At 52.5% G+C, this 17,411-nt stretch carries 14 protein-coding genes, 1 tRNA gene and 1 CRISPR repeat array; of the genes, 4 read left to right on the top strand and 11 right to left on the bottom strand.

Annotated features, from left to right (window positions below; translation table 11 throughout):
* Positions 1 to 2 precede the first annotated feature (2 nt).
* Positions 3 to 842: a CRISPR direct-repeat array (repeat unit 36 nt; unit sequence CTTCAATGAGGCCGGAGCGGTAACGCTCCGGAAAAC).
* A gap of 205 nt (positions 843 to 1,047) precedes the next feature.
* The 10 genes from cas2 to RBT11_00115 form a co-directional block, all read right to left on the bottom strand.
* Positions 1,048 to 1,338, bottom strand: a complete 291-nt coding sequence (gene cas2 / locus RBT11_00160; GenBank protein MDX9785165.1) for a CRISPR-associated endonuclease Cas2 — start codon at positions 1,336 to 1,338, stop codon at positions 1,048 to 1,050.
* A 3-nt stretch (positions 1,339 to 1,341) separates the two neighbouring features.
* On the bottom strand, positions 1,342 to 3,051 hold the full coding sequence (gene cas1 / locus RBT11_00155) for a CRISPR-associated endonuclease Cas1 (protein ID MDX9785164.1): 1,710 nt from the start codon (positions 3,049 to 3,051) through the stop codon (positions 1,342 to 1,344).
* 5 nt (positions 3,052 to 3,056) lie between these two features.
* Positions 3,057 to 4,481 carry an ATP-binding protein gene (locus tag RBT11_00150; GenBank protein MDX9785163.1) on the bottom strand — a complete coding sequence of 475 codons (1,425 nt, stop codon included), beginning with the start codon at positions 4,479 to 4,481 and terminating at the stop codon, positions 3,057 to 3,059.
* Entirely contained in the window at positions 4,462 to 4,659 is a 198-nt protein-coding gene (locus RBT11_00145) for a HEPN domain-containing protein (protein ID MDX9785162.1), read from the bottom strand. The genes RBT11_00150 and RBT11_00145 overlap by 20 nt, the downstream gene beginning before the upstream one ends.
* Entirely contained in the window at positions 4,649 to 4,957 is a 309-nt protein-coding gene (locus RBT11_00140; protein MDX9785161.1) for a nucleotidyltransferase domain-containing protein, read from the bottom strand. The genes RBT11_00145 and RBT11_00140 overlap by 11 nt, the downstream gene beginning before the upstream one ends.
* 175 nt (positions 4,958 to 5,132) lie before the next feature.
* Positions 5,133 to 6,629 carry a type I-U CRISPR-associated protein Csb2 gene (gene csb2, locus RBT11_00135; protein ID MDX9785160.1) on the bottom strand — a complete coding sequence of 499 codons (1,497 nt, stop codon included), beginning with the start codon at positions 6,627 to 6,629 and terminating at the stop codon, positions 5,133 to 5,135.
* On the bottom strand, positions 6,626 to 7,831 hold the full coding sequence (gene cas7u, locus RBT11_00130; protein MDX9785159.1) for a type I-U CRISPR-associated RAMP protein Csb1/Cas7u: 1,206 nt from the start codon (positions 7,829 to 7,831) through the stop codon (positions 6,626 to 6,628). The genes csb2 and cas7u overlap by 4 nt, the downstream gene beginning before the upstream one ends.
* A gap of 2 nt (positions 7,832 to 7,833) precedes the next feature.
* Positions 7,834 to 8,601, bottom strand: coding sequence for a hypothetical protein (locus tag RBT11_00125; protein ID MDX9785158.1), 768 nt, complete (start codon positions 8,599 to 8,601; stop codon positions 7,834 to 7,836).
* Entirely contained in the window at positions 8,598 to 11,315 is a 2,718-nt protein-coding gene (gene cas3u / locus RBT11_00120) for a type I-U CRISPR-associated helicase/endonuclease Cas3 (GenBank protein MDX9785157.1), read from the bottom strand. Before cas3u ends, RBT11_00125 begins: the two co-directional genes overlap by 4 nt.
* A 167-nt stretch (positions 11,316 to 11,482) precedes the next feature.
* Complete coding sequence (locus tag RBT11_00115; GenBank protein MDX9785156.1) at positions 11,483 to 12,454, bottom strand: WYL domain-containing protein; 972 nt, start codon at positions 12,452 to 12,454, stop codon at positions 11,483 to 11,485.
* A 353-nt stretch (positions 12,455 to 12,807) separates the two neighbouring features.
* On the opposite strand from RBT11_00115, the gene RBT11_00110 reads away from it, so the two are divergent.
* A complete protein-coding gene (locus RBT11_00110) occupies positions 12,808 to 13,578 on the top strand; it encodes an enoyl-CoA hydratase/isomerase family protein (protein ID MDX9785155.1) in 771 nt (256 codons plus the stop codon).
* Positions 13,579 to 13,811: 233 nt separating this feature from the next.
* Here RBT11_00110 and RBT11_00105 read toward each other — a convergent pair.
* Positions 13,812 to 13,888 (bottom strand) — tRNA-Pro (locus RBT11_00105).
* A gap of 136 nt (positions 13,889 to 14,024) precedes the next feature.
* Here RBT11_00105 and RBT11_00100 point away from each other — a divergent pair.
* From RBT11_00100 to RBT11_00090, 3 genes are all read left to right on the top strand, one after another.
* On the top strand, positions 14,025 to 14,924 hold the full coding sequence (locus tag RBT11_00100) for an LD-carboxypeptidase (GenBank protein ID MDX9785154.1): 900 nt from the start codon (positions 14,025 to 14,027) through the stop codon (positions 14,922 to 14,924).
* Between the two features lie 132 nt (positions 14,925 to 15,056).
* Positions 15,057 to 16,163: a serine hydrolase domain-containing protein gene (locus tag RBT11_00095; protein ID MDX9785153.1), complete on the top strand. Its 1,107-nt coding sequence runs from the start codon at positions 15,057 to 15,059 to the stop codon at positions 16,161 to 16,163.
* Between the two features lie 200 nt (positions 16,164 to 16,363).
* Complete coding sequence (locus tag RBT11_00090) at positions 16,364 to 17,407, top strand: rod shape-determining protein (protein MDX9785152.1); 1,044 nt, start codon at positions 16,364 to 16,366, stop codon at positions 17,405 to 17,407.
* The last annotated feature ends 4 nt before the right edge of the window (positions 17,408 to 17,411 follow it).

The raw sequence follows: 17,411 nt of genomic DNA, 5'->3' as shown, positions 1-17,411 counted from the left end.
CGCTTCAATGAGGCCGGAGCGGTAACGCTCCGGAAAACGAAGGCAAGGCGGGCGTGAACACGGATCAGATCAGGGCTTCAATGAGGCCGGAGCGGTAACGCTCCGGAAAACGCAAGGAGCCAATACCCGGAGTTCCAGTTCAGGCGCAAGCTTCAATGAGGCCGGAGCGGTAACGCTCCGGAAAACACCATCAGGCCGTTAAGAATGTTGCGAGTGCGTTTGCTTCAATGAGGCCGGAGCGGTAACGCTCCGGAAAACAGGATACCCGTTCACCCTGTTTGCTACTATTATTCCCGCTTCAATGAGGCCGGAGCGGTAACGCTCCGGAAAACTGGCTTGGGGAGAAGGCGTGTGTTGCAAGATATATGCTTCAATGAGGCCGGAGCGGTAACGCTCCGGAAAACGTGTTTTCCCATATAGCCCGGTTGCTACTGTTTCCGCTTCAATGAGGCCGGAGCGGTAACGCTCCGGAAAACCCTACGAGGAAGATTACATTTATTATGCTTTGCGTCCTTCAATGAGGCCGGAGCGGTAACGCTCCGGAAAACTTGATTTGATACCGCTTCGGGAAGTGAGAAAAGAATACCTTCAATGAGGCCGGAGCGGTAACGCTCCGGAAAACTGGAGTATGGCGGAATGGAAAGAAAAGGACTATCAACCTTCAATGAGGCCGGAGCGGTAACGCTCCGGAAAACCCCATTTATTATTTTTGGATTGTTCTTCAAAAAAAGCCTTCAATGAGGCCGGAGCGGTAACGCTCCGGAAAACGATGTGCCGGTGCCTGCAAAAAACCGGGTTGACTGAACCTTCAATGAGGCCGGAGCGGTAACGCTCCGGAAAACCCGCCTTCTCGCAAAGTCGTTGTTTTAGCCTGTTCGGGTACATTCATGCGAGATGTCATGAATTTTGTCAACGGATTGTTTTTCACACGCTTCCACTTTTCGGTTGTGGCGATGTTTTTGTAAGTTTTCAAAGAACTTGCCTTCTTCGAGAGGTCCCCCTGTTTTCCGTGCGCCAGAACCTCTCGCGTCGCAAGGGCAAAAAAAATTAAACGATCACGGCTTTTTTTTCAATGGGATCAAACCGTTTACCGATGCTTTCCACCTTGATTGAAACGGTCTCCGCCGGTCCGAGATCTATTACCATAATATGATCTTCCGATTGATCGATCAGGTCCGATAAAAGATCCGTCATGATCAACACCTTTTCTTTGTTCAGGCGGCACTGAAACACGGAGAGTTGGAGCCATTGACCGAAGCCTTTCATTGCCTTGTAAACCTTTCTCCAGCGCTTTTGTTCACAGATATCGTAACAAACAAGGTAAGCGTGTTCCACCATGAATTACCTCGTCACAAAGTTCGGATATCTGGGAATTTCCCCGGCCAGGTAACGGATCAAAAGCCTCGCCTGAACCTCAAAGAGCCGACGGTAAGAGATGCGGTACTTGAAAATAGGGTGGGTGACCTCTTGCGCCATTCTCCGCTCAAAAGCTGCGATAAAGCTTTTTCTGCCACCGGGCTTGAGGTTGCACCCCACCGCGCTGACTATAAAATCCTCCGGCTTGATTTCCCCGTTGTTGATCACGGTGATGACGGTTGAATCCGCGACAAGCGGACGAAAGGGCTCCATCATGTCCAGCGCCAGTGCGGGTCGTCCGAATCGCATTTGATGGTAAAACCCCCGGTATGGGTCCAGCCCCACGGCGGATAATGTGACGGTCCACTCCCGTGCCAGCATGGCGTAGGCAAACGAGAGCATGGCATTGACCGGGTCTTTTGGCGGTCGCCTGTTTCGACCGGTAAAGTCAAATCCGCCGACCATTTCCCGTTTTTCGGGTAAAATCATTTCGGGAAAATATTCAAAATAGTGCCGTGCGGCATTGCCTTCAACTCCGAGCAGGGTTTGCATTGCCGGCACACGGGCGCACTGGGCCACATCATTTTTCATTTGCGTTAGAAGCATCGGTGGCGCTTTAACCGCGTTATCCGAAGCTCCCTTCCAGTTTCTTCGCATCAGCGTTCGGCAATTGTGAATTTTGGCGGAAATCAGTTTGCGCGCCAGTCTCAGGCATTTTTGTCCGTCAAAGCTGGTTTGGTACTGCATGGTTCGTGTGAGGACGTTTTTGTGACCCGTTCCCACGCAGTGTCCGACAAACCATCCGCCGTAACTCATGAATGTGACGGGGATGTTTTGCCGAAAGCATTCGTGCAGGGCCGGTGTGCTGATGCCGGCATGGCCGAAAAGGACCACCTGGGAGGTGTCCATAATCCGGGCTTCGGCGACCCGCTGTTTTTTCTCTTCGATGATTAACTGACCGCCGTCTTTTTTAATATAACTTCCCTGTGTCTGAATATAAAGTGGCAACGCGTCCTGAGCCCTAGGATAAATGGCTCGAATTTCATCCGCTCCGTGTGTTAAAAACCCCAACTCGTCCGGAAGGCAAATGCCCACCAGCGAGCAGCGGGGACATTTGGGACTGTCTAAAAGGGGAGGGGGTGGTTTGTTATGTTGGCTGTCTGAAAGAAACGCTGCGGTTGCGGAGACGGTCCGGGAAATCAGGTCCTCATCGAATACGACCTTTACCCGCTCTCGAGACCCGATAAAATAGAGATATCCGTAATCGGATTGAAACCCATGCTCGCGCAGCAAAAGTCCCTGAGCGCACACCTGCACCCGCTCGGGTTCATAGGCCCCGAATTCCACATGCGGCCGCTTTCCTTTTTTATAGTCAACGGGCTGTACGCAATTGGCCTCACCCTCAACCAGGTCCACCTTGGAGGTCAACCCCAGCTTTTCGGAACTCAGATAAACGGATCGCGCATGAATTTGTTCGGGTTCATCATCCGTTATCACCGGCAGCGTGCCGGACGCTTTATCCACCCGCTTATGCCGGATGGTTCCTTCCACCGTGTCCGCGCTGTGTGCGAACTCCCCCTGCACCCACATCATGTAGGCCAATCGCGGGCAATACACATATTCGTTCAGCATTCGTACCGGAATGAGCGGCATTTCCGCAAGCTCCGTCCGGCCGTTGGTCGGCGTATCATTCATCGCGTTTATTCAACCTCAATATATTTTTTCCCCTTTTCCGTCAGTTTATACTTTTGAAACCGGCTTTTCGGTTTGTCGGGAATGGTTGGTTCGATAAGGCCGTCATGAATAGCTGGTCCTAAGATGGCTGAACGAAAATGCTTCCGGCTTTTTAAATTCATGCGATGCATCAAGTCTGAAAGGGTCGATGGTTCTTTGCACGCCTTAAGAAGCAGAACTATACTGCTTTCGACTTGGGTGGTGACTTGGGTGGTGACTTGGGTGGCGACTTGGGTAGTCGTTTGTTCCAAAGCCGGTTTGTTATAGGCCGTCACTCGAAAGCCGGGGCCAATCTCCTCGAACTTTGGCATGGGTAGACCATACGTTTCAAATTCCCTTAACATGCGTTGGATGCCGGTTCCATATTTTTCAACCAAACCTATTTCTTTAAACATATCGGCAATTTTTCGATTTCGAACGCTGGAAACATAATCTCCGGTCAACAGCTTTTCCACGGTGATCCCTGTCGGCAGGGCGCCTGGATTGAAGATCTCGATCCGGTCATCAAAAATTTTTACAATCGAATCCGATGTGCTCGCATAATCCCGATGGACAATGGCGTTGATCACGATCTCCCGAAGCGCCTCCAGCGGGTATTCCCAGCGTTCTTCCCGTTGCGGTTCTCCTGTGATGATGTAGGCTTTGCTGATATGTTTCTTGATGAAAGCCATTACACCTTCCACTTCGGAGATAAGATCCGTTTGGAGTCTCGCGCCGTCCTTGATCAATATGGGAGTTTGAAAACGGCCTAGTTCTATGGTGCTGAGGCTGGTCTCTCCGGCGGCAAACAGCAGAAAAGCGGCGCGTGTTATGCGGCCATCCCTCAAGAGCTCCAGCTTGCGGAGCATGGTTAAAGGGTCTTCATGAATTTCGCTTTTTTGTGCGCGGCTGATTCGCGCCACGAACGCCTGAACTTTATCGAGGGAAAGATCCGCCTCCGAATGCAACTCGTCAATGGTGCAGTCCCAACTGGTGTTGATACTCTTCAGATGTTCATTGACCACCTCGGAAATCGTCATCTGGTGGTTGGCGTTGTTGATACGTTTGAAATATTTTCCCCTGCAGGCCACCGGTTTGATGGGATACTCGGATATCGAAAGAAGCACGATGGTTTTTGCTTTGATGGTAAGAACATCCGCATCCGGAATCAGGCTATTTGCCGTGCTTAATTTTGCCTGGTTGACCCAATTCTGAAGAGTTTCTTTCCCCACCTCGACCCCGGATACCTGCCCTGTGTCCGACACACCGACAAACACTCGTCCGCCATGAGTGTTGGCAAAGGCGCTGAGGGTTTCGATCGTCTCCCGGTCGAATCCTTTCTTGAATTCGACGGTTTCCGATTCACCGCGCCGAAACAGCGCGATAGCCAGTTTATCGGTCAATTTCCGCATGGCTTTTTACCTCCTTTCGAACGGCGGCTTTCTCGACAAGCAATGCTTTCAAGTTTTTTTCTCCACTCTGCTGAATATTCTGAAGACACGGGTTAAACAGCCGACTTTCCAGTAAGAGGCGGGCCGAAGAAATATTTTCCGCCGCGTAGGTCATCCACTGTTGTGTCTCATCTCTCATAAATCACCTCGCCTGTGGAGATTTCATGTAAAAACAAGCTGTCACTTGCTCCGGGTCTGACCGGAAAGATATCCAGGGGGATCTTTTGAGCAACAGTCCTCGTTTTTTTCCGGTATTTTAAAGCCAGCGGAAGGTAGGACTCTTCGCTCTTTTGAAAGACGGCGATATCGAGATCATTCGCCTCGCTGCCTTGAACAAAGGAGCCGAAAATAACGATTTTTTCTATCTCCGGTTCTCCGGCCAGGCATGCTACGATCTCTTTTTTCAGCGCTTCTTTTCGGGAGGTTGTCAGTTTCATGGGGACTCTCCAAATGATGTTGTAAGAACAAGGCTTGTCGATGTTCAGTAACAAATCTCTAAGGTCAAAACTATCCCGGCCGTTTCAATTTTGCAAAGGGGCGCTTTTGCAATGGTCGAGGCCGCATCCATCCCATGGAAGGTCGTGTTAGCGGGGCCTTCCCCGCGGCACGACTTTAATAAGCCTGCATTACATTCGGTATCGCGAAAACCCCTATTCCATAGTGCCGACCGATTCCTGCCAACACCGGCCCACTTACATGCTTGCGGAAAACCACACGGACATGATAACGGGGCCAATGGCTCAAGTGGCGAGGCACATAGGTCTGTTTTGCCGAACCGGGCCCTCTCCAGAACGGGGCCTGTTGATAACTGAATTCAATAATATTATCAGCCGGGTATCCAGATTCAACAAGGGCTTGGAGAAGAAGCTTTTCGGCCTTTCTGGGGCGGAAATGTTTGCCCTCACAATCCCGGCCATGGAGTATCACGGGCGTGACACTCAGCCACTCAGTGGACTGGCCGATATAGCGGGGAAGAACTTTATCCCGCTCTACGTCTGCTCCGCCCAGCATAGCCACGGGTGCGTCGATATTTTGCGCCTGTAGCAAATCCCCAGCCATACGCGAGAGGATGGCGGGGGTTTCCTCGGCGTTCAAATCATCAAACGGCAATACCACCAATGCCCTGCGGTAACGGCCATCGGAATGGACATGACCGATGCTGGGCAGAGGGACGTACGAGAGGCGGTTATTTTCTTCACCCTTGGCGGTATGTCCGCAGACATAAGAATCAACCCGGCTTTGCTCCCAGCCTTCAATTTGAAGAAAACGCTTCCTGGCGGCATGGCGCATCCAGGCAGCAATCAACATTCCGTCTTCCCATCGGAATGATTGACGCTCCTCACCCTGCGCGTCCATAAGATCAAAGGACACCCACATCCTGCTCAGACTTTCGCCTTCGACTCGGTAACAAACTGGGCGGAAGGAGCGGGGGCGAGTGTCCGTGTCCACGGCCTTGCCAAAAATTCTATTTTTGAAGGCATCGTAAGCACGTTCCAGATCCACGAGAAAACCCTCCCCCGGTGTTTTGAGGACATGAGGCCCGTGGCCCTGAGTCGGAATGTAATAATCACCTCTTGGCAACGGAGAGGATTCCGGGACCACCCGCCCTTCGCCGATGGCCACGTCAATACCCCAGCCCAAAGCCACCAGACCGTGCGCCAGTTTGCAAACCTGTTCGGCGTTACCCCGATCCGAATCCGTCATCGGCACAGGGAGGTGCCAGAGATAATGGATGGCGGTGTGTTCGTCTTCTGCAATCAGGCGCGGCCAATAGTGCTTAGTGGTGATCATGGCCTCCTCGCGCATTGCATCCGATAAGGGTCTCCCCTGTCGGACCAGTTCCACCACCTTTCGTGCATCGCTGTCGTTGTTGGGTGCGTAGGACTTGTAAGCGAAACCCTTGACCGTCCCAGGGACAACAATCGATGGAGAGGGCAGATGCTCGAACCAGGCAAGGGCCGCGCGTGATTTTGGCCATTCAAGCCTCCGGCACCCCATATTCGCCCCTGCCACCATCGCCTGAAACAGCCTGACGGGTGAAGGCGGCCAGTCGTCACCGTGATAACGCCCTTGGAGAAAACGAACTGTGATGCGAAGTTGCGCTTTCATTGGGCTGACTCCGGTTGGGCTTGCGCCGCTTCAAGGACGCCCCCCTTCACGCGCCCCTTTTTGGTTTTGGCCGCTTCTTTCCTGGCTGTTTTTTCGTCTGCCGCAGCCTTCGCAAGTTTTGAGTCAAAATGTCCGGAGACTGGCTTGAAGTAATCTTCCTCGCTCGATTTCACAGATGGAAAGGCTCCAAGGAAAGCAACTGTGGCCTTTTCTGCAAAATCCGTCGCGCAGGAATGTTCCAGTAAAAACTCCTTCCGTTTCCCAGTGGCATAAACCAATTTCCAGGAAGCTTGCTTGTCTTCGATGCCCACCAGCAGGCAGCCTTGTCGAAGATTATGAATCATTGGTTTGGTAAGGGCCACGAGACCAAGGCCAAGGATGTAGCGCCGCAGGATCATTGTCTTCTGCTTATCAAGAGAACCTTTTTCATCCACCGCACCAAGCGCCCGAAGGGATACAAGATTCAGGATTGCCTCTCGCCGGATTTCCCCGCGGACAAGTATCCCGCCAAGAACTCGGGATGCATTCGCATGGACAAACCCGAGCTGGCTGTCCGTGCGTTTCTCTCCCTTTTGCTTTTCGGCAAGTTCCTCAGGAATCAGGCCAAGCTCGACATAATCTACAGCTGGGATATATGTGGCACTGCGCGAAAGGAATTCAACATCATAGGCTCGAATTGTGGATGAAAGAATGCGTGGGGCCTTGGCCTGAGTTCCCCGGGAATCCCAGGCGCCGAACAACAATGAAGTCGGTGCAATAACAGCCAGCTCGGAGGCGTCGCCCTTAAGCCATGCATCGAAAGCAGATGCAACCTCTTCATGCAGGCTCGAAAAACGCACAATAGCATCCGCTGCCCGGTGTCCAGCATCGAGGAGATTCACCTCTTGGCCTTCTGCGACCTTGACTGTGACTTGGGGAACCAGTTTATCGTAAGGAGCTTGTTTGAAAATCGGTTCAAGACGGTTCGCCTGGGAGCCGACACTATCTATCTGACAAACATTGTGGCCGTCCCTCAGGGAATCTATGACATATTCCGCTTTCTTGTTGCTGGCTCCTAGCTCAGGGGCATAGGTCGGGGGAAAAATCGCGGTCTCGCCTTCAACAGCGGGTTGCAATAGTTCAATGACAACCAGGGCGGCGGGACCGGAACCGTCGTCTTCGAGCCATGGGTCAAACTGATTGATGTCCATTTCTTCAGGCATGGTTATTCTCCTTGGATGGGTTTGGCAAAAGAAAAGCAGGAATAGGCCCCGCTTCGTTTTTCGACAGTGAATGAAAAGAGCTGCCCGGCAATAGGAAGAGCCCCGGCAACAGCGGCCCTGGCAGCTGCCACGTGGAGAGGCTTGGACCAGAGATAGTATTTGTATCTAGTTCGTACGTGATGTCTTCTCGGACGAAACCCTTGCAAGCCAATTGCGGACAGCATCTCAGCCGCAGGGAAGGTGTATGCATCCCGGCCCTGCTCATTAACTGAGGAGCCGAAATCAAGAGTGTTCCAGGCGGAACGGGGATCGAGGCCAAACCGCCCGGACATGGGTTTTTTGTTGGCGCTGAACAGTGTATTGTCTGCATCATCTGGTAAAGCGGCCAGCATGGTTCTGACAAGGCCGGCCGTAGTCTGGTTTCCTGCCCAAAGCTTGAACCTGGATTTTCCAGACCGGTCGGGTTTCAACCACCAGTCAAGCAGTAGCGAGCTTTCAGTGGAAAGGTTGAGAGTAACAGGGGCTTCCCCCGATTCCTCAATGGCTGTCGGCGTGGCTTGTTTAACCAGAGTAACGATCTCGCACAATGTCTTGGATGCATACGATAACTCGAAATCGGCCTTATATGGCTGGAAAAGATCATAGTGAAATGAGGCGCTCGCATCGTTGGCGAACATAGCCGCCAGTTCAAACACGCCGCAGCATGCGAAAAACTGGGCTGGGTTTTGCGGGTTGAGATCGAGGTGAATGGAGGGTTGCGAGTTGGTCATAGTATGTTTCCTTCATTGATGTCGGCGGATACCAGGGCATCCGCTGCCTTGAGGAGGGCTTCGATATAAGCCAGTCCCCACCAGCCATGGCGGGCCTGAAGATGGCCAAAACGCTGGATGGCCTGTAACGCAGCCTCCTGGCAGGATGTAAGGGCGGACTCCCGATCAAAATGATACTCCATGAAATGCGGCCTGGCGTGACCATGATGGCTTGCCAGGAGATGGAGGATTAGTTCCCGGTTGGGTTGTGCAGGGCCAAGTGCCTTCTCGCTATCCAACAGCGAGCCGAATTCATGGCGGTATTTTCGGTTAAGCCGCAGGTTGAACCGGTTGTGGCCGGATTTGGCAAGGGGCGTGGAGAGGTCTTGATTCCCGATGGCTTGCTGCCAGCAGGTACGGCCCTTGCCGGTGTCATGACTATTGCCAGCTATTTTGAGAACTTCGGCTAATTCTCGTAACCCATCAGCATTGTCACTCGTGGCGGCGAGGGATTCCACAAGGATCCCGGCCACTCGTCCGACCTGGTGATTATGTTCGTTTAGGGCTTGAGGCAGGGGTGCACTGAAGGAGTTAGCATGGGTTTGGCCAACAAAAGTGGCGGCAGCAAAATAAAGCAGGCACCTCTCGTTGCCGGCTTCCGCCTGGTCGTCTCCACGCGCCTCGTCCAAGGGTACCATGACCAAGGGCTTCATGTTTTCAGCTTTGGCAATCGTGAAGATCAGTTCCAAGCGGTTGATGGCCACATATTCTGGCTTGTCGCCAACCGTTACGCCTGGGGATGCCTTCCACCCGGTTTCATCACAATAGGCATAAAAACGGCGACGCTGTTGCCTACGATCTGCCACATCAAGATCAAGGCGCAGCTCGGAACGCGGTTCGAAAAGACCGGTCTCGTTCAGCCCGCCGGCTGAGCTTGGCAACAAAACCGTGGCGAATGATAATTTGGCCTGACCTTTCTCCACTTCAGCAAGCAGGGCTTCAAGCGTTCCCCGCCAGGCAATGCTTCCATCCGCATGCAACAGGATGACGGGAAGGACGGCATTGTGTCCTTGTTGAGCCAGCTTTTTAAGTTTTTCCCGAACCCTGCCGGTGCTGTCACGAAGCTGTTCGTTGGGAAGAATGGGGTAAACATCTATCGCTTTGGCGCAATCCTCCGCCAGCACCTTGTCCGGTCTTCCAAGCCATTCGATATCATCACGCCACACCACCCAAGTCTCCGGCAGGTTCTCCACGACCCCATGGAGCCAGGAGGAGACCTCGGGCCGGTCCGGCCAGGCTGTATTCGAAATTGAGGTCAGGGACCACATATCCAACCAGTGCCGGGCCAAAGGGACGGTGGCCGGCACATCAGAGAAAGCTGCAGAAGGCGCATTGACCATAGCCGCCGGACTGAGGGCGAACGCTCCCATTTCATGTTGCATCGTCTTGAGGTATTCCAAAGTGGCTGCGAGCCGGGTCTTCTCTTTTTCGTTTTTTTCTTCTCTACCGGAGACGACCAGATCGACGCTGGACTCACCAAAACCAAGCCGGTTCACCCGTCCGAACCGTTGGATCAGGCTGTCCAGGGTTGTGAGGTCGCAGACCAGATGATCGGCGTCCAAGTCGGCGCCAACCTCACCTGCGGCTGTGGCAATGAGGTAATGAGTTTTCTCTGGCCGTTGGCGGGCCGAGCTGGAGCGAAACCCTAAAAATATTGGATCTACGACCAGGGAGTCTCGTTCGTGACCACGTTGAGTGCCTGTTAGGACGCGAACTGTTTGGGCGCCGACTTCCTTGCGTATCCGTTCTGTCAGTTTGATGGCGCTTTCAGGTGATTTGACGAAAATCAAAACCCGTCTTTTAGCATCCCGGTAACGTAACCCCAGTAGGGCTATGATATCCAATTCATCGGTATTCTCATCCAATTCGTGGATACAAAGCGCTTTTTTTGCCCATAGCCGTTTGCCGATAACATCGTTCTGCTCGTCCTCCGGCGAGAGGGTAAACGAATTGTCGGTTTCGGCAATCCGTTGAGTGGCGGAGAGAAGGGAGACGCGCCACGGTGTAAAAGCTGAAAATTGCTGTTGCTCATGCCGAATCGCCGATAGGAGTTCCGCAAAGGCCGGGGTGAGATGGGCTTCATCCAGCACTATCCAGGCATCATGACCGAGCAGGCCGGCGTGCTGGGGCCGCTTGTATTTGCCATCGCCATAACCTGAAAAGAGAAGGCGGCTACCGATCATGTCCACCGTGCCGATGATGATGGCCGGTCGGGATGGATCGAGTTTCCACTCGCCGTTGTCAGCTAGTTGTCCCCGAAGGGTACTGACCGCGATTGGTGCTTTCCCCATCCTCCCGAGGAGGGATAGCTCGGCCAGATACCGTGTTATATCCGCCAGCATTAAGCGTCCGCTCGGATCGGTAATAGAGGCCGGATTCGAGAGTCTGTCAAGTATGTTGTCTGCTTCATTCGTCGCTTGATCCACCACCACCCTGCGGTTGACTACCCAAACAAGCCTGCGCGGCAAGCGTATCGCGCCTTGAGAAGCCTGCCAGGCCAGAGCAATCAACCAGAGAACTATAATAGAGGTTTTCCCGGTTCCGGTGGGCAGGCTTACTGTTTGCGGCGTCACACCGTCTGCAAGTTTAACAAAAGCTCGTTCCTGCCAGGGAAAGCAGCGTTGATGGCCAGTAAGGAGTCTATATGCCTCTTTAAAATAAGTTGTTCTGTTCATCTGATAGTCGCTTTATTGGGCGTAATTATTTCTCGGCGGGTTACTGCAACCCGTCGGCCTGATTCACCTCTTTCACCTTTTCTCTGATGGAGATATCACCATAGCATACCTAGTCCCCCAAAACATGTCCCATGTCTTAAATAAAAATTATACCGTTCGAAAAAAGTTCATCCGGCCGGATACAACCGGGTCATGGCGCGAATCTCAGCCTGGATTTCCCCTTTCAATTCTTCGGGGGCGATGACCGTCACATCCGCCCCGAACTGGAGGATCTTCATTTTGATTTCCCTGAAATCCGCAACCGGGAGGCGTAGTTCCAGGCCGCCGTCCCCAAGTTCCACCGTTTCCTGATCCGGATGCCAGAGCTGCTCTTTGATCCATCGCGCCCGAAAGGGAGAAAAATGCAAGACGACGCGGACGGGCTCTTTTCCCTGAAAAATCCCGAAAGCCCTGTCCACCATGTTTTTCCACTCCCGGGGTGGTTTCGGGGTGAAAGGTTCTTCTCGCAATCGGACGGAATCCATACGGGAAAGATAGAATTTTCGCCATTCGTTGCGCACGAGACAATGGGCGGTGAGCACCCAGGAAGCCATGTAATATTGAAGGTGATGGGGTTCCACGGTCCGCTCGGTGGCCTGGTTGTTTCCAGGGGAGCAATAGGTGAACGATAGTCTTCTTGAAATCAGAAGCGATTGGGCGACCTGCCGAAAGGTTTCCGGAGGGGCCGGGGCATGTCCGGTCCATGCGGCTGAAAACAGTTGATCCATGCGGCCTGCTTCAACCCCTAACTTTCCGGCTTCGATAAGCAGTTTTCGGATAAATCGGCCCATCGCCCGACTGATAGCGCCGCCGGCGGTTTTGGAAAGAAGACTTCTTGCCAGCAGGATGGATAAAATTTCCTCCTGGCTGATTTGAAAATGCGGTAAGTTAAAGGAATTGTCTGTGTAAATATAGCCTTTTTCAGTTGAAATATATTGGAGTGGGGCATAGAAGCGATTGCCCATGGCTTCAATGCATCGTTGCGCTGTTTTTGTCGATATCTCAAAGCGTTCCGCCAGTTTTGTGGCGTTGGGGTAGCGTTTTCTCCGGACTTGATCATCAAACCAGAACATACGTTCCAGGGTGGCCGTTGTTCCCATGTTGAATCTTCCCCTTTGATTGATTTGATGGAGCTGTTGGGTAAAATGGAGCGAAATGATTCGAATCATGTTTCCGGTGAGGCGTCGTATCGGGGTGAATTTAGTAATTGAATGCGGATCAATCAAGTTATTTTTCACCGCGGATCGAGACAACGCCTTTGTTGATCGGCGGAGAATTAGAATATGTCACGCATCTTCTTCATTCTTTCCAAAAAGGCCACAGGGTGTGAAAAAGCTTGAGAAATCGGTTTGATTTATATAATCCGGGAATGTAAACACAAATCGTTAAAGGTGCGGAGGTTTGCCGAATGGTGTGTATTCCGCCGATAGATCTTTTTTAAGGAGGAAAAAATATGGACTACCAGACGCTTATTTACGAGGTGCAGGATGATATCGGTATTTTGACGTTCAACCGTCCGAATCGGGTGAACGCGGTTGATCACACCATGATGGACGAATTGGTCAGGTTCTGGCACGATCGGCAGGAAGATTATAAGGCTCGCGTCATTATTATCAGAGGGGCTGGGGAAAAAGGATTCTGCTCCGGTTTTGATGTGAAGCAAACTTCGGAAACCGGCGAAGGCCCTGCAACGAAAGAGGCTCTCACAGAGCATATCTACAATGTGCAGGCCAGATTTTCATCGGTCATACGGGCAATGCGGACCTGTCCGCAACCGGTCATTGCCGCCGTGCACGGGCCTTGCATGGGCGCTGGTTTGTCATTTGCCATGGCATCCGATGTTCGGCTGGCAAGCGAGGATGTCATGTTTTGCGCCCAGTATATCAATGTCGGTTTCAGCGGCGCGGATCTCGGATCGAGTTATTTTTTGTGGCGCATTGTCGGATGGGGCCGAGCCGCAGAGATGTGCCTGACGGGATCACGGGTGTTAGCGGACGAGGCGTATCGGATCGGACTGGTAAATCATCTGTATTCACGGGAGGCATTATTCCCGGCCGCCCTTGAAATGGCAAAAAACATGACCTCAAAGACAAGAATCGGGTTACGCCTGACAAAGGATGCATTTAATGCTGGGCTCAGTATCGGCAGCCTGGAGGATGCCAATAAAATAGAAAACAGAAATCAGGCATTGACGTTTTTGAGCGGAGGCACACCGGTTGTCTAAATACTGATACCGTTTTTCCCCCATCCACCGGGTTGAGTAGCTGAACGAATATTCCATACAATAAGACAGGGCCAGTCATGGCCCTGTTTCATTTATCACCATCGCGTTAGCCGCCACTTGGGAGAAAGCTGTTTTCATTGCCGAGCGGGGTTATATCTTTGCCCCCATTTTTACTCCAAGTCAAAAAGGCAATAAAAAAGGCTTACGGATTGACCGTAAACCCTTGATTATATTGGTCGGGGCGAGAGGATTTGAACCTCCGACCCCTTGAACCCCATTCAAGTGCGCTACCAGACTGCGCTACGCCCCGACACAGGACTGACTGGTTAACATCTTGCCTTCGCAGTGTCAAGCTGATATTCCAAATCCGAAAAGAATAGAATCGAAGCTTGGGGAAGAGTCCCCGAATTCTTGTAGACAGCAATTCCTGATGAAAGCGATACCCCATGTACCTCTTACCGCCGCCTTTGAAACCGGGCGATACGATCGGCATTGCGGCACCTGCGAGCTCCTTTGATCGTGAGGCGTTTGCGAAAGGGGCCTCGCAACTTTCGCAGATGGGATTCACCCTCTATGTTCCGGAAGCGCTTTTTGCTGGCGAGGGGTATTTTGCCGGCAATGATGAGCACCGGGCCCAGCTTCTGATGCGGCTTTTCCTGGATGAAACGGTCAAGGCCGTTATGTGTGCAAGGGGCGGATTCGGCTCGCCGCGGGTGTTACCGTTGCTTGACTATGAGGCCATCAGAAAGCATCCCAAAGTCCTCATCGGGTTCAGCGATATCACCGCGTTGTTGTGTGCCATAACTGAAAGATGCGGATGGGTGACCTTTCACGGCCCCATGGTGCTGACGCTGCCTGCGACAGATGCGGATAGCCAACGGGGGCTGGGTGCGGCGTTACGGTCCGAATTTCCCCTGATCATTGCCCCTCGGGATGGGGTGTCGCTTCGCCCAGGGGTTGCATCGGGGCCGGTGATCGGTGGCAACCTGACGACGGTGTGCCATTTGCTGGGAACGCCCTATGAACCGGTCTGGAAGGGCCGGATTTTATTCATTGAGGAATGCGGCGAGGCACTCTATCGAATTGATCGCATGCTGACGCACTTAAAATTGGCGGGATGCCTGGATTTGCTGGCAGGCATCGTGCTTGGTGCGTTTGAGGGAATCGAGAGCGTGGCCGATGTGTGGCGGATCGTTATGTCGATTACGCGCGCCGCGACCTACCCCGTTGCCGCCGGCTTTCCGATCGGTCACGGTGCACAGAACATGACCATTCCGATGGGGATGACGGCGATGCTTGATGCCGGAGAGCCGGCTCTGATATTTAAGGCCGGTTGTGCGTCATGAGTCGAGAATGGGTGCCCGCAAGATAGATGCCGACAGAAAAAAGCAACCGGTGCAGCCGGATTAAACGGTAACGCCTTCCAGCTTCCTGGCTTCAAGCGATCAGCTTCCGGCTTCGCCGGATTGAGGTGCAATTTGATAACAGACGGATGGCAACCTGTTGTTGAAATAATGAACGACGGGATAGACACCGGCGTTTTTCCGGGTGCCGTGCTGATGGTGGGGAATCGGCAAGGGATTTTGTTTGCGCGTGCTTTCGGGCTTGCCAATCGCTATACGCGGCAGGCCGTCACCCTTGACACGGTGTTCGACCTGGCCTCTTTGACCAAGCCGCTGGCGACAACGCCGGCGGTGATGAAGCTCATTCAGCAAGGCGGGGTTTTTCTTGAGACCAAGATTGGTGATATCTTGCCTGCGTTTCGGGAAACACCCAAGCGCGCCGTTGAAATACGGCATTTGTTGTATCATACCTCGGGATATCCCCCGCATCGACCTTATTATCTGAGTTTGAAAGATATGCCGTTAGCTGAACGCAAGCGCGCGCTGCGGCGTATGCTGGTAGCCGAACCGCTGGTTCGTCCGGTGGGGGCGGTGATGGAATATAGTGATTTGGGATTTATGGTGCTGTGTTGGCTGATTGAAGAGATGACCCTAATGCGGTTTGATCATGTCGTGAACCGGGAAATATTTCATCCGCTTGGGCTAAGACAGCTTTTTTTTGTGGATCTTGCGAAACCGGCGCCGAATGTTTCCTTTGCGGCTACCGAGCAGTGCCCCTGGCGAAACACCCTGTTATCGGGTGCGGTAAGTGATGATAATGCCTGGGCTGTCGGCGGAATTGAGGGCCATGCCGGGCTGTTCGGGACGGCCGGGAATGTGTATTCGCTTTTGCGAGCGCTCTTAGCGGCCCATGCGGGAGAATCTGATTTTTGCGGAATTTCTCATTCCCTTATCAGAACATTTTTAAGACGTGACTCACATTCCGGGCGCGCTCTTGGTTTTGACACGCCTTCCTCGGAAAACAGCAGCAGCGGCACCCGTTTTTCAAAAAACACGGTCGGCCACCTCGGATTTACCGGAAGCTCTTGCTGGATGGATTTGCAACGGGAAGTGATTGTGATTCTGTTAACCAATCGGGTACACCCGAATCGTGACAACAATCTGATTCGGGCGTTTCGCCCAAGGCTTCACGATGCGGTGATGGATCTTTTTATAACCGATGTATTTGATACCCTGAAATAAAATTTGCAACCGGCTGTTCATTCCCCCTCAAAAAATTTAGAGTTTCGATTTTATTAAGATTTTTTTCCTTGTCTTCCCGATTTAAGTTTGCTATCGGATGAAACTTAATAATCATGTGGGTGTGGGATTTGTCCGTGCGGGACGGCTCATCAGCGTGACGAAAGTTCCGATTGAACATTTATATTGCAAGACGAGGAAACATGGGCCTGTTTATTGATTCGATTTTAGGGATTTTTTCAAGTGACTTGGCGATCGATTTGGGGACTGCGAATACACTGGTATATATGAAGGGCAAAGGCATTGTTCTGAGTGAGCCTTCCGTTGTGGCTGTCCGGACGGATTCTCGAGATAAAAACCGGGTGCTTGCGGTCGGCGCCGAGGCGAAGAAGATGCTGGGCCGGACTCCCGGCAACATTGTGGCTATACGACCTATGAGAGACGGGGTGATAGCCGATTTTGACGTGACCGAGGCAATGCTCAGCCATTTTATTCGAAAGGTTCATAACCGGAGAAAGCTGGTGCGGCCGCGCATCATTATCGCCGTGCCGTCCGGCATTACGCAGGTGGAAAAACGTGCGGTTCGGGAATCAGCGGAATCCGCCGGCGCTCGGGATGTCTTTTTGATCGAGGAGCCCATGGCGGCGGCCATCGGCGCTGGTCTGCCGATTACCGAGGCGACTTGTAACATGGTGGTGGATATCGGCGGCGGTACGACGGAGGTGGCGGTTATTTCGCTTGCCGGCATTGTGTACAGCCGATCTCTTCGAATGGCCGGAGATAAGATGGACCGGGCTATCGGGCAATACATCAAACGTAAATACAATTTGCTGATCGGCGAGCGGACGGCCGAAATCATTAAGACGACCATCGGTAACGCCTATCCGGATCCACAGAATATCGAAACGATTGAAGTAAAGGGGCGAGATTTGGTGTCGGGAATTCCTAAAATTCTAGCCATTGATTCAGAGGAAATTCGCCTCGCGATTTCCGAGCAAATTGAAGCCATTGTGGAGACGGTAAAGATCGCCCTGGAACAGACGCCGCCCGAGCTTTCTTCCGATATCGTGGACAGGGGAATTGTATTGACCGGTGGCGGCGCGCTTCTTAAAAATCTCGACAAACTTCTGAAAGAGGAAACCGGACTGCCGATTACGATTGCAGATGATCCCTTGACAACCGTCGCCCTGGGCTCCGGCATGGCGCTGGATTCAATAGAAATTTTAAAGCAAGTCGTTATTACCTGATTTC

Source organism: Desulfobacterales bacterium, from assembly GCA_034003325.1.
GTDB lineage: Bacteria > Desulfobacterota > Desulfobacteria > Desulfobacterales > JAFDDL01 > JAVEYW01.
This window is presented reverse-complemented; position numbering and strand designations above follow the sequence as displayed.